The organism is Helicobacter baculiformis (genome assembly GCF_900197685.1).
Classification (GTDB): Bacteria; Campylobacterota; Campylobacteria; order Campylobacterales; family Helicobacteraceae; genus Helicobacter; species Helicobacter baculiformis.
In genome coordinates, this window is sequence record NZ_FZMF01000022.1 from 1 (window position 1) to 11,493 (window position 11,493).

The 11,493-nt window shown below is 46.5% G+C and carries 12 protein-coding genes; 4 read left to right on the forward strand and 8 right to left on the reverse strand.

All coding sequences use genetic code 11. From position 1 onward, the window contains the following. Window positions 1-136: 136 nt before the first annotated feature. On the forward strand, window positions 137-985 hold the full coding sequence (locus C6G87_RS04435) for a menaquinone biosynthesis family protein (protein ID WP_104752329.1): 849 nt from the start codon (window positions 137-139) through the stop codon (window positions 983-985). Window positions 986-988: 3 nt separating this feature from the next. Then, window positions 989-1,903 (forward strand): alpha/beta fold hydrolase, encoded by a 915-nt coding sequence (locus tag C6G87_RS04440; protein ID WP_104752330.1) that lies wholly within the window; start codon window positions 989-991, stop codon window positions 1,901-1,903. Here C6G87_RS04440 and flhB read toward each other — a convergent pair. Genes flhB through C6G87_RS04455 form a run of 3 tightly spaced genes read right to left on the reverse strand, consistent with a single transcriptional unit; the run spans window position 1,900 to window position 4,341 of the window. Next, complete coding sequence (flhB, locus tag C6G87_RS04445; RefSeq protein WP_104752331.1) at window positions 1,900-2,958, reverse strand: flagellar biosynthesis protein FlhB; 1,059 nt, start codon at window positions 2,956-2,958, stop codon at window positions 1,900-1,902. The genes C6G87_RS04440 and flhB overlap by 4 nt on opposite strands. Next, a complete protein-coding gene (locus C6G87_RS04450) occupies window positions 2,951-3,523 on the reverse strand; it encodes an NTP transferase domain-containing protein (protein ID WP_104752332.1) in 573 nt (190 codons plus the stop codon). Before C6G87_RS04450 ends, flhB begins: the two co-directional genes overlap by 8 nt. Next, window positions 3,520-4,341 (reverse strand): DNA-methyltransferase, encoded by an 822-nt coding sequence (locus C6G87_RS04455; protein WP_104752333.1) that lies wholly within the window; start codon window positions 4,339-4,341, stop codon window positions 3,520-3,522. The genes C6G87_RS04450 and C6G87_RS04455 overlap by 4 nt, the downstream gene beginning before the upstream one ends. Before the next feature lie 96 nt (window positions 4,342-4,437). On the opposite strand from C6G87_RS04455, the gene moaA reads away from it, so the two are divergent. Together moaA and mqnE are read left to right on the forward strand one after the other, a co-directional pair. Continuing rightward, a complete protein-coding gene (gene moaA, locus C6G87_RS04460; protein WP_104752334.1) occupies window positions 4,438-5,400 on the forward strand; it encodes a GTP 3',8-cyclase MoaA in 963 nt (320 codons plus the stop codon). Next, on the forward strand, window positions 5,401-6,477 hold the full coding sequence (gene mqnE / locus C6G87_RS04465; protein ID WP_104752335.1) for an aminofutalosine synthase MqnE: 1,077 nt from the start codon (window positions 5,401-5,403) through the stop codon (window positions 6,475-6,477). 25 nt (window positions 6,478-6,502) lie between these two features. On the opposite strand, the gene carA is transcribed toward mqnE, so the two are convergent. The 5 genes from carA to C6G87_RS04490 form a co-directional block, all read right to left on the reverse strand. Next, window positions 6,503-7,627 (reverse strand): glutamine-hydrolyzing carbamoyl-phosphate synthase small subunit, encoded by a 1,125-nt coding sequence (gene carA, locus C6G87_RS04470; protein WP_104752336.1) that lies wholly within the window; start codon window positions 7,625-7,627, stop codon window positions 6,503-6,505. Continuing rightward, window positions 7,627-8,178 carry a DUF507 family protein gene (locus C6G87_RS04475; protein ID WP_104752337.1) on the reverse strand — a complete coding sequence of 184 codons (552 nt, stop codon included), beginning with the start codon at window positions 8,176-8,178 and terminating at the stop codon, window positions 7,627-7,629. The genes carA and C6G87_RS04475 overlap by 1 nt, the downstream gene beginning before the upstream one ends. 110 nt (window positions 8,179-8,288) lie before the next feature. Then, window positions 8,289-9,182 carry a PDC sensor domain-containing protein gene (locus C6G87_RS04480; RefSeq protein ID WP_104752338.1) on the reverse strand — a complete coding sequence of 298 codons (894 nt, stop codon included), beginning with the start codon at window positions 9,180-9,182 and terminating at the stop codon, window positions 8,289-8,291. 2 nt (window positions 9,183-9,184) lie between these two features. Beyond that, a complete protein-coding gene (locus tag C6G87_RS04485) occupies window positions 9,185-9,823 on the reverse strand; it encodes a hypothetical protein (protein ID WP_104752339.1) in 639 nt (212 codons plus the stop codon). An 8-nt stretch (window positions 9,824-9,831) separates the two neighbouring features. Then, window positions 9,832-11,490: an ABC transporter ATP-binding protein gene (locus C6G87_RS04490; protein WP_104752340.1), complete on the reverse strand. Its 1,659-nt coding sequence runs from the start codon at window positions 11,488-11,490 to the stop codon at window positions 9,832-9,834. Window positions 11,491-11,493: the final 3 nt, after the last annotated feature.

Below are 11,493 nucleotides of genomic sequence, written 5' to 3' on the forward strand. Positions count from 1 at the left end.
GTCAAGAAAAATGCGCATTAATTATTGTTATTGAGAAAATATTGTAAAAATTAGTAACAATGAGAGTCTGATATTCTCGCGTAGACAACCTTTAGCAAAACTGGCTAAAATCCCTAGAAACTTTTTAGGAACATCCATGCTTAGTATTGCCCATAGTCCGGATGCGGACGATGTTTTTATGTTTTATGCGATCGCTTTTGGTTGGGTGGATCTGCCCAAAGCTTTTAGCCACCACGCCCTAGACATTGAAACCCTCAACACCCAAGCCCTGCAGGGCGCATATGACATCAGCGCGATCTCTTTTGGGCTCTACCCACTCATCGCCGATCAATACGCCCTCTTGGGCTGTGCGGCTAGTTTTGGGCAGGGGTATGGACCTAAGCTCATCCGCAAAGCCTCTAAAAAGCTCAAAAAACATTTTAAAGTCGCTCTAAGTGGGCGTTACACCACTAACGCCTTGCTCTTTAGGCTTTACTACCCGCATGCGCGCGTGATCTATAAAAATTTCTTAGAGATTGAGGGGGCGGTCTTGAGTGGGGAGGTAGACGCGGGGGTGCTCATTCATGAGAGTATTTTAGATTTTCACCCGGATCTAGTGGTAGAAAAGGAGATTTGGGAGGTGTGGTGTGAGCTCTCTAATTCAGAATTACCCCTGCCCTTAGGCGGGATGGTACTGCGCCGCTCCATCCCCTTAATCCAAGCCATCGCCCTAGAAAAAAAACTCACCCAAGCCATTGACCTAGCCTTAGCCCACTCTGGGCTGCTCTCTACCATGCTCATAGAAAGGGGTTTAGTACGCGTACAGGCAGACAATCTAGCCACGTATTTAACACTCTATGCCAATGCAAGTCGCTTGAGTGAGGCACAGATTCAAGGGCTCAATGCCCTTTTTGATTTGGGTTTTCAACATGGGCTCTACCCCGCCCCCTTGCGCACACAGGACTATTTGATCCCAAAGCGTTACCATAGCTTGAGGTTTTCTTAAGCCATGGTTTATAGCGCGCGCTTTAGCGCGGATCACCCCCGCTATTTGGATCTGCACTTTGATCACTATGTGCCTAATCGCCCTAAAAATGTGGCACTGATCATCGCCACAGGCATGGTGGAGCACCGCAAGCACTATACATGGCTAGCTTCTAGCCTATGTACATATGGCTATGATGTCTTTGTGCTCGATCACCGCGGGCATGGGCAAAGCGTGTTAGAAGATAGCGATGAAATTTCTTGGGGAGAAATGGGAGAAAATGGGTTTGAGCATGCCGTGTTGGATTTAGCCAAATTGGCGCGCGTGGTGCACACCACCTGCCCAAAGCATAAACGCGTGCTCTTGGGGCATAGCATGGGTTCACTCTTGGCGCGCCGTCTGATCCAACATGATTATGTCCGTTTAGACGCGCTCATTCTCACAGGCACACCCACCCCCTTTAGGGGCTTGAAATGGTGTGCGCGCCTTGCTAGGGGGTTGCACGCCCTACACTGCACGCCACGATGGAATTTAAGCGTGCTTTTCAGTCTGCACCCACGCGTACGCGCCTTTGGGCGCAGGGGCGCGTGGCTGTGTAAAGACCCTAAGGTACTCAAACGCTACCACGCAGATAAAGCAAGCCGTTTCACTTTTAGTATGAATAGCTTTGCCTGTCTGCTAGAGGGCACGCATTTGGTTTTTAGTGCCCATGCCTATGGGGATAAAAACCTGCCCATCTTATTGATGAGTGGCTTAGAAGATGTGTGCGGGGGCTTTGGGGTGGGGGTGATCAAGGCTTATAATGCCTTGTGTGCACAGGGGTTTAAACAGGTCTCTTTAGCGCTTTTAGAACAAGGGCGGCATAAAATCTTTGATGAGCCCGAAAAGCAAGAGGCTTTAGAGATTTTGCTAGCTTGGCTAGATAAGCACCAACTCTAATGTTTGTTTTTCATCTGCTCAATATGCGCCACTTGGGCAAAGACGATCGCCACCGCCTCAAAGAGCATTTTAGGGATCACCTCATCCACATCCACCTCTTTGTAAAGTTCGCGCGCTAGTTTGGGGTTTTCAATGATTTCAATATCATGTTCTCTAGCGATCGCTTTAATGCGGATAGCCAAGTGTTCGATCCCCTTAGCCACCACCACCGGGGCGACATCTTTTTCATCAAAGCGGAGCGCGACCGCGTAGTGGGTGGGGTTAGTAACCACCACATTCGCGCTAGGGATGGCTGCCATCATCTTGCTCATGGAGTTTTTGAGCATGAGCTGCTTGATTTTAGCCTTGATCTCGGGGTTACCCTCTTGTTGCTTGTATTCGTCTTTAACTTCTTGCTTGGTCATTTTGAGCGAGTTGATGTATTGGCGGCGTTTGAGCAGAAAATCCAACAGCGAAGTAACCAAAAAGAGAAAGAGCAAAACCGCGATGAGCATAAGGGCTTTGTGTTCAAACCAAAGGGCTTGGTTTCTGATGTCAATGCGCGCGATTTTAGCCAACTCCCCAATAAACAAACTCACCACCACAAAGCCCAAGACAAAGGCGATACAGACTTTAGTCGTGATGAGCAAGCCATCTAAAAGCCGCTTGAGAGAAAAGAGATTTTTAAACCCATTGATGGGGTTGATTTTAGAAAACTTGGGCACGATCGCCTTAGGGCTAAAGAGCAAGCCAAATTGTATCACATTGCCCAAGAACGCCGCCACAAACACCAAAAACAAAAAGGGCAAGAGAAGCCATGCCACATCTTTGAGCAATTGCAAAGAGAGCAGGTGTAAATTATGGGGTGTGAAGTCTAGGGCGATCCAATGCAAGGCTTCTCTAAACATGTTTTCAAAACGATCCAACCACATCCCAAAGAAGGCAAACACCCCTCCAAAGCCCGCCACCAGCCCCAAAAACCCCACCACCTCCAAACTCTTAGCGACATTGCCCTCTTCGCGCGCTTTCTCTATTTTCTTGGCTGAGGGGAGTTCGGTTTTTTCTTCTTCAGCCATGCAAGCTCCTTAGGGCATGTTGGTAATCTGCATAGGTGTTACAATTACTAAACTCAGAGCTATCTGTAACCTCTATAGCCACGCTATCCACCTGCTCTAAGAGCGCATAAATGGACGCGTTGCTTTGCAAGGCATCATCGATCGCATCTAGTACACAGGGTTGCCAACACCCCACCAAGTAAAAATGCCGCGCGCTCTTGGCATACACCACACCCGCTTTTTGGGAGTGTTCACAGAGGGCTAAAATGCTTTGGGCTGAAACTAGGGGCATGTCTATAGGGATCACAAAGATTCTTTGTTGCAACTCTTCAAGCGCGCGCCCAATCCCTAATAGGGGGTTAAAGCAGTGTGGGCTTGTGTCTAAAATGTAAGCGGCTTGCAGATCATAGGGGGTTTTAGCGCTGATATACACTTGCTCAAAGAGGCGCGCCATCTTAGCGTGTTGGTAGGCTAGAAGACTGGGTTGATCGCCAAAGCGCAACAACGCCTTATCGCGCCATTGCTCCCCCACACGCATGCGCGCGCTCTTGCCTCCTGTGAGGATCACGCAGGGGATTTTGATCATGGGCTAACCAAGCCCATTTTTTTAACCCTATGTGCAAATTCGCCAAAACGCGCGTCTAAATCCTGCTTGCGTGCAATGCAAAGATCGATGAAGGTTTTTTCTTGCTCGATGCCAATGAAGGATCGCCCCAGCAAGTTAGCCGCAATCCCCGTAGTGCCAGAGCCGCTAAAGGGATCGCCAATCAAGCTATCTTCATGGCTAGCCATCAAGATCAAGCGCAAAAGCAGACTCAAGGGCTTTTGGGTCGGGTGCTTGCCCAAATGCTTTTCCCAAGGGGCGATGGCTCTCAAAGTCCACACATCGCGCATTTGCTTGCCTTGATTGAACGCTTTCATGCGCGCGTAATTGAAGATATGGGCATGCTTGGGGCTTTTTCTAGCCCATAGGATTTGCTCGCTAGCGTGCACCAGCGTGCGGCATGAGAAATTAGGCGGGGGGTTGCTCTTATGCCAAGTGATCGTGTTTAGGAGTTTAAAGCCTAGAGTTTGCAAGGCTAGCCCTAGAGAAAAGAGATTGTGCTGAGTGGCGCTGATACAAATTGTGCCTGTGGGTTTGAGCGCGCGTTTAGCTAGAGCGATCCACTCCAAATTAAAAGCATGGATGGCTTCTATGCCCTGTGCGCGATCCCATGCCCCCTTATTCACGCTCACAATTTTACCACTCTCAATAGTCAAGCCACCATTGGAGAGAAAGTAGGGCGGATCGGCAAAGATCAAATCAAAACACCCCTCCATGCGCGCCAAAACCTCCCTACAATCCTGATGATAAAGCGTGAATTTCAAATCTTCACTCACAAAAATAGGCAAGGTATTTTTCATTTCTCTAGCCTAGCATGTCCGATTAAAACTTTGGCTGATCCGCTCTGATTCAGCCCAAATTTGCTATTTTAAGAAAAACGACAGAAAGGGTAAGTGATGTTAGTAGATGGTTTTGGGCGACAAATCACTTACCTTAGAGTTTCGCTCACCAAACAATGCAATTTTAGGTGCGCCTATTGCATGCCCACCACCCCCCTAGATTTTAGCCCTCATGAAGATGTGATCGCCCTAGATCGCATGCTAGAGTTCTTAAAAGTTGCCATAGATGAGGGGATTGAGAAAATCCGTCTGACTGGGGGCGAACCCTTGTTGCGCAAGGATTTAGTGCCCTTTATTGCGCGTTTGCATGCCTACAACCCTAAGGTTTTATTGGTGCTCACCACTAACGCGTTTCTACTAGAAAAACACGCCCACGCGCTCAAAGAGGCGGGCTTGAGTCGGGTGAATATCTCCCTGGATTCGCTCAAACCTGAGCGCGTGGTGCAAATCTCTAAAAAGGACGCGTTGGGGGCTGTTTTAAGGGGCATTGAAGCGGCGTTGCAAGCGGGTTTAATACTCAAATTCAACATGGTCGCCCTCAAGGAGATCAACTCTGATGAGATTTTAGACCTCTTAGAATTTGCCCAAGAAAAGGGCGCGCAGATTCGCTACATTGAGTTTATGGAGAACACCCATGCGAGCGCGCGCTTACAGGGCTTGAGCGCGGCACAGATTTTAGAGATTATCCAGACGCGCTATGCCATTGTGGGCGCGCCCCAAAAAGAGCTAGGACCGGCACAAATTTACACCCTAGAAAATGGCTACCAATTTGGGATCATCGCGCCCCATAAGGAGGATTTTTGCAAGAGTTGTAACCGCGTGCGCCTGAGCGCAGATGGGACTTTGTTCCCCTGTTTGTACTATCAAGATAGCGTGAACGCCAAGGAGGCGATTTTGAGTACGGAGCGCGCGCGCATGCTAGGCGCGCTCAAGCAGGCGGTGGCTAACAAGCCTGAAAAGAATCTTTGGAGCGGGGCTTATCAAATTTCTGAGCGCGCATTTTATCAAACTGGAGGATGAATGGATTTACTCACACAAGCCCTAGAGGCACAGGATTTAGACGCTTCTAGTCTGGCAAGGCTATACGATTACGATCTCTATGCGTTGGGCGAGGCCGCGCATGGGATTCGCAGCCGTTTTCATGGCGATCAAGTCTTTTTCAACACCAACCGCCATCTCAATCCTAGCAATATTTGCGCGGATAGTTGCAAGTTTTGCGCTTTTTCAGCCAGCCGTAAAAACCCTAATCCCTATGAAATGGGGCATGGAGAGATTTTAGAGCAGATCGCCCAAGCCTATGAAAATGGCATTAAAGAGGTGCATGTGGTGAGCGCGCACAACCCTAATTACACCTATGAGTGGTATTTGGAGCTCTTTAGACTCATCAAGGCGCGCATGCCCCATTTGCATTTAAAAGCGATGACGGCTGCAGAGGTGCATTTTTTAAGCACCAAATTTGACAAGCCCTATCAAGAAGTGCTAGAGGACATGTTAGAAGCGGGCGTGGATTCTATGCCCGGGGGCGGGGCGGAGATCTTTGATGAGAAGGTACGCAAACGCATTTGTGGGGGTAAGGTGAGTTCAAAAAGGTGGCTAGAAATCCACCAATATTGGCATTCTTTGGGCAGAATGAGCAACGCGACCATGCTCTTTGGGCATGTTGAAAGCAAGCAGGATCGCTTAGATCACATGTTGCGTCTCAAAGCCGCCCAAAGCCCTAACGCCCTAGAGAAAAAGGGCGGGTTTAACGCCTTTATCCCTCTACTCTATCAAAGAGAACATAATTTTCTCAAGGTGGCACGCAGCCCTAGCGCGGTGGAGATTTTAAAGACAATTGCCATCGCGCGCATTGTCTTGCAAAACATCCCCCATATCAAGGCGTATTGGGCGACTTTGGGGCTCAATCTAGCCCTAGTGGCTCAAGAATTTGGCGCAGACGACCTAGATGGCACCATTGGGGTAGAAAAGATTCAATCTGCTGGGGGCGCACAAAGCGCTAGAGGGATAGCCAAAGAGGACTTGATCGCCCAAATCAAGGACGCGCGCTTTATCCCTGTGGAGAGGGATAGTTTATATAATCCTTTAAAGGTGTGGTAACACTGCCTTAAAAAAAATAGGGATCTTAGATTGCCGAGGAGCGCATTAGACGCGCAAATTCCTTAAAGATGTAGAGTCCATCGCTAGGTCCTGGACTAGCCTCTGGGTGGTGTTGTACAGAGAGAATAGGGCGATCGTGGTAGGCAACCCCTTCGATAGTGCCATCAAAAAGATTCTTATGCGTGATAGTTGCAATGCGCGCAAGACTTTCAGGCACACAGTAGTTATGATTTTGTGCGCTAATCTCAATGCGCCCCGTAGCGCAATTGAGCACGGGATGATTGCTACCATGGTGTCCAAACTTAAGCTTATAAGTAGGGTAGCCATGCGCGAGGCTTAAAAGTTGATGTCCTAAACAAATTCCACACAAGGGAATACGCGCCTCGACTAGAGATGTAATCTCTTTAATTGCCTGCTTAAGCTTGAGCGGATCACCAGGACCATTAGAAAGCAACACACCTGTAATCACTCCTCGCTTGTAATCTTCTAAAATTGTTTCCGCCTTACTTTCATGCCCATAGAGTCGCACATTCAAACCCACGGCACCCAAGTTATTTAAAATGCTTTGTTTTACGCCAAAATCCAGAACACCAATGGTCATTTGAGAAGGCGATAAGGGTTTGTAATCCAAGTTCTTAAAATCATAACGCCCGTGTGCGGGAGGGGTTGCCTTGTTAGAGACCATAGGAATTACATTAAGATCGCGCAAACGAGGAGTATTCTTAAGGATTTTTTCCAATGCGCTTTTTTCCATAGGGGTTGTAGAGATCGCAACCTGCATTGCTCCCTCATCACGCAACATGCCCACAAGTGCACGCGTATCAAGCCCGCAAACGCCTAAAACATGGATGCGCTGTAACCATGCTCCCAAACTCTCTCTAGCCCTAAAATTAGAATGCCGTGTAGGATAATGGCGCACTAAAACGCCTGAGCAATGACTAGAGGATTCTCTATCCTGTGCATTCACCCCCACTACCCCCACTTCTGGCGCACTGAAGACAACAAACTGTCCGTAGTAGCTTGGGTCGCTGATAATTTCTTCGTACCCGCTCATGGCAGTGTTAAACACCGCCTCACCCACAACTACACCGGGAGCACCAAAGCTTTGCGCTTCTAAAAAAACTCCATTTTCAAACAGCACCGATGCCATTATAAAAAGCCCTTACGTCGCAACTCCTCTTCATACATGCGTTCGAAAACCAAATCGTAGGCATCACTGCCCACAGGAAGTTTGCGCTTATAATGTTTAATCTTTTCAGCCACTTCAAACTCAATACTTTCATAGAGTTTTGCATAAGTGTCCATGGATTTAAAAATGAGGTTGCGAATCATGTTCTCTGAAACAGAAAACATGATCAGATCTGCATCTAATACATTCTCCAAGATGGCATGGGAAATGGTGTTGCAACGATCTTCCCATGTCAGAGCAAAATCCTCTTCTGAAGCGAGTTCTTTTTTGATCATCCAAAACAAGTGCCGTTCATCCATGCGCATAAACTCAATCTCATCTAGATGATCCTCCAAAAGTTCCCGTGCGCGTTCATCGATATGTGCCTCTTGTGCTACATTCTTTTGAAGCACTTGCGCCACAATCTGCGTGAGCTCCTCTAAAGTCCCTTTTAGCTCTAGTAAGGGTGAACGCACTAAATCCTGAGCGATTTTATGGACAATATAGCTAACATGATTAGATTTTAATCTCATACGCGCATCCTTAAAACGCCATTCTAACCCATGTTAGCTCAAAGATCACTGAGAAAATTTTAAGATTTGAAGAGGTTTAAAAAAATCAAAAATGGCACCATAGTGCAAATTTAGTTTTTTGCCGCGCCATATGCGAATTTAACATAAATGGCTAGACCGATAAGTAAAACGGAAACCCCGCCTGTTAGATAAACCGCATAGACGAGTTTATTGGGTTCACTGATACTAAACTTAAGCACCAACATCAAGGCTTCAATAGCTAAAGCGATGATGATCGAGCCTAAAAAGCGAATCATGGTGCGATGGATGGCATGGTGGTTATCCCCGCTGTTTTTACCCAGTACTTCTTCTTCGAAGATCACCTTCACGAGATCGATAGTGGCTAGTGCGAGTGTGAGCAAGACGATGGGGTGAAAAACCTCTTTAACATCAAAGTTATTAAAGTGGATCAGTGCATCATAAAGCGTCGAAATACTCTTGACAAACAGCAATAAAGCGACCAATCCTAGCATTAGAGAAATAGAAAAATACATCACCACGCTACCTTCAGCGAAGATTTTATAATGTTTAGAAGATGAGCTTAAAGCGATGGCGACTTTAATGGGAATATGCATGCATACCACGCAAAAAAGTTCGTTTTGACTATTGTAGATAGGATAGGCAGCTGTTACGATGAGACTGCGGTTACGGCGCGTGGGATAAGGATTTGTTAAAATACAGCGCCGTTCTGTGATCGCCTCGTGGAAATAACCATGTTCGGGCGAATTCTCTGCAAAGCTACTCTTGATCATACCCCCCTCGTCGATCAAATTTCCATTCACATCTAAAATAAAGAGATCTTCTTTAATGCGCACCTCTTGCTTGATGCGTGCGGTGGCGATCTGGACATATTTAAGGGTGGGCTCTTTGAGGTAGTTTTTGATGTTTTGTGTCAAGAGATAGGACACATAGGCATAAAGTTCGTTTTTAACCTTGATATATTCGCTGATGTCTTTAGATAACATGGCTACTCTTTGGGGGTGGGTTTTTTAAGAGCACTTTCCAAAGCTTGCAAGCTCTGTTGATAAAGCTTATTGAGTGTTTCTATGAGTGCAGTATTATAGCGTTGCTCATCGGTAGCATGGGCACTCGGGTCGCTATCTAGTGGGTTTGCCCGCCATACGGGTTCTAAAACTTGCACGTGTACCTGTATTCCACAAGGAAAGTGCGCATTTTGGATACATTCCAATGTTAAGGTGCTTTGTGCGCGCAACATGCGTAAGACACGCACGGGATCGATATAATCATTCCCACTAGCTTTGAGCATCGCTTTTGTTTCTTTAAGCGTGGGAGGAGTGGATTCAAAGGCTAAGCGTATCTGCCCTCTCAGGTGTGCGCTAGGGGCATTGGGTGTAGAAATATAGCCCAAGCGAGCTAAGAGAGTGGCGCTGTCCTTTTGAAAAGCTTGAGTGTATTTATGTTGGTAATAGGGGGGCACAAAGTCTTGCAAGAAGGTGATATTGGGATTTTGCAAGAATAAGTTCCCTTTAAAAGTGGCTTGGGGCGCTGTACTTTGATAGCGCAGGCGTAAAGATGGGTAGCTAAAAACCCCATGTGTACACCCTATACATAGTATGGCTAAAAGAAGACTCCAAACAGGGCGCATAACTCCTCCTAAGATGCAATGATATTCTCTTGCAATCTGCCATTTTCTAAAGCACAAACACGGCTGGCAATTTTCAAACTTTCATGGTTATGCGAAATCATGATCACAATGCGATTTTCTCTAAGTTCCGCGATGGTTTGGTAAATACCCTCTTGAGTATGGCTATCTAGAGCTGAGGTAGCTTCATCAAAGATCAACACGCTCGCGTTGCGATATAGTGCGCGCGCAATGGCGATTCTTTGGCGTTGCCCTCCGCTCAAATTTGCCCCAAATTCTTCTAATTGCGCTTCTATGCCCCCCATAGCCTGTACAAAATCTAACGCCTGTGCGCGTTGCAAGCAATCTAGCACACGCTCCGAGTCAATTTCTTGTCCGTAAGAAACATTTTCAGCCACGCTCCCGCTAAAAATAAAGACTTTTTGAGTAACAACCCCGATTGTGCTACGCAAACTCTTTTGTTGTAAAGAGGCAATGGGCATACCATTGATCTCAATTTCTCCGCTAGTGGGCTCATAAAGGCGCAAAATTAAATTGACTAGAGAACTTTTCCCGCTTCCACTTTTGCCTTTCAAAGCAATAATTTGATCTTTGCGCAATTCTAGACAAATATCTTGTAGGGCAAGGGGTGTAGACTCTGTGCCATAAGTGAAATTCACATGCTTAAAGGCGATATGCGCAATGGGTTCTTCTAAAATCTGTGTGCCATCTACAAGAGGACTAGTTCTCTCCAACACTTCGTGGATACGCTCACCAGCCACAAGAGCCTCCTGAAAATTAGAGAGAATACGAACCAAACGCTTTAGAGGGGTATAAAGCATAAACAGCGCAGTAATAAAAGAAAAAAATGCTCCCACGCTCATGTGCCCAGAGATCACCTCTCTTCCCCCCGAATAGATCACCAAAGCGACCAATAAAGAGCCCAAAAACTCCATCAGGGGCGAAGAAACTTCGGCATATCGAATGCTTTTCAAACTAATTTTAAAAAAAGCTTCATTTTCCTTTTGGAACGCTTGCAACTCTAAAGCTTCTCCATTAGAAGTTTTGATCACTTCCACACTATGAAAAATTTCTGATAATCTAGCAGTCATGCGTGCGTTGGTTTCTTGGTTTTCTTTGGAAAGTCTTTTGACTTTTTTGATAATCTTGTTCAGGGGAATAGCTACAAAAAGTAAAAGCAACAACCAAAATGCGAGTCTAGGACTTTGGTAAATCACCACTCCGATTAACCCTATGATGGTCAAACTCTCACGAATAGACTCAGCAAGATAATTAGAGAGGCTGGCGCGCACCAACGCGATATCATTAGTGATTCGTGCGATGAGCTCGCCCTTTTTAGTGCGGTTAAAAAACCCCAACTCCATTTGAAGCAGGTGTTCTAACATCCGCCTGCGTAATTGTTTGATGATGTCTAATCCGATGTAATTAGTAAAATAGGTTTGGATGTAAACCCCCCCGCTTTTACCTAGATACGCTAGAATCACCAAAAAGGGTAAGATGGCTAGCATGTGCACATCTTTTTTAATAAAGATGTCATCTAGGGTAGGCTTGACTAAATAAGTACCCCAAGCCGTGCTGGCAGCTACTATTAAAGAGGCGATCAGTACCAGCGCAAAATGCCAATAATGCCCCTTCAAATAGGGGGCAAAACGCCTAAAAAAGAGTTTCAAGCG

Excerpts from the sequence above, each read along its gene's own strand:
- flhB (WP_104752331.1), bottom strand. The coding sequence starts at position 2,958 with ATGGCTGAAGAAGAAAAAACCGAACTCCCCTCAGCCAAGAAAATAGAG.
- carA (WP_104752336.1), bottom strand. The coding sequence starts at position 7,627 with ATGGCATCGGTGCTGTTTGAAAATGGAGTTTTTTTAGAAGCGCAAAGC.
- C6G87_RS04435 (WP_104752329.1), top strand. The coding sequence starts at position 137 with ATGCTTAGTATTGCCCATAGTCCGGATGCGGACGATGTTTTTATGTTT.
- C6G87_RS04455 (WP_104752333.1), bottom strand. The coding sequence starts at position 4,341 with ATGAAAAATACCTTGCCTATTTTTGTGAGTGAAGATTTGAAATTCACG.
- C6G87_RS04480 (WP_104752338.1), bottom strand. The coding sequence starts at position 9,182 with ATGTTATCTAAAGACATCAGCGAATATATCAAGGTTAAAAACGAACTT.
- C6G87_RS04475 (WP_104752337.1), bottom strand. The coding sequence starts at position 8,178 with ATGAGATTAAAATCTAATCATGTTAGCTATATTGTCCATAAAATCGCT.
- C6G87_RS04485 (WP_104752339.1), bottom strand. The coding sequence starts at position 9,823 with ATGCGCCCTGTTTGGAGTCTTCTTTTAGCCATACTATGTATAGGGTGT.
- C6G87_RS04450 (WP_104752332.1), bottom strand. The coding sequence starts at position 3,523 with ATGATCAAAATCCCCTGCGTGATCCTCACAGGAGGCAAGAGCGCGCGC.
- moaA (WP_104752334.1), top strand. The coding sequence starts at position 4,438 with ATGTTAGTAGATGGTTTTGGGCGACAAATCACTTACCTTAGAGTTTCG.
- C6G87_RS04440 (WP_104752330.1), top strand. The coding sequence starts at position 989 with ATGGTTTATAGCGCGCGCTTTAGCGCGGATCACCCCCGCTATTTGGAT.
- mqnE (WP_104752335.1), top strand. The coding sequence starts at position 5,401 with ATGGATTTACTCACACAAGCCCTAGAGGCACAGGATTTAGACGCTTCT.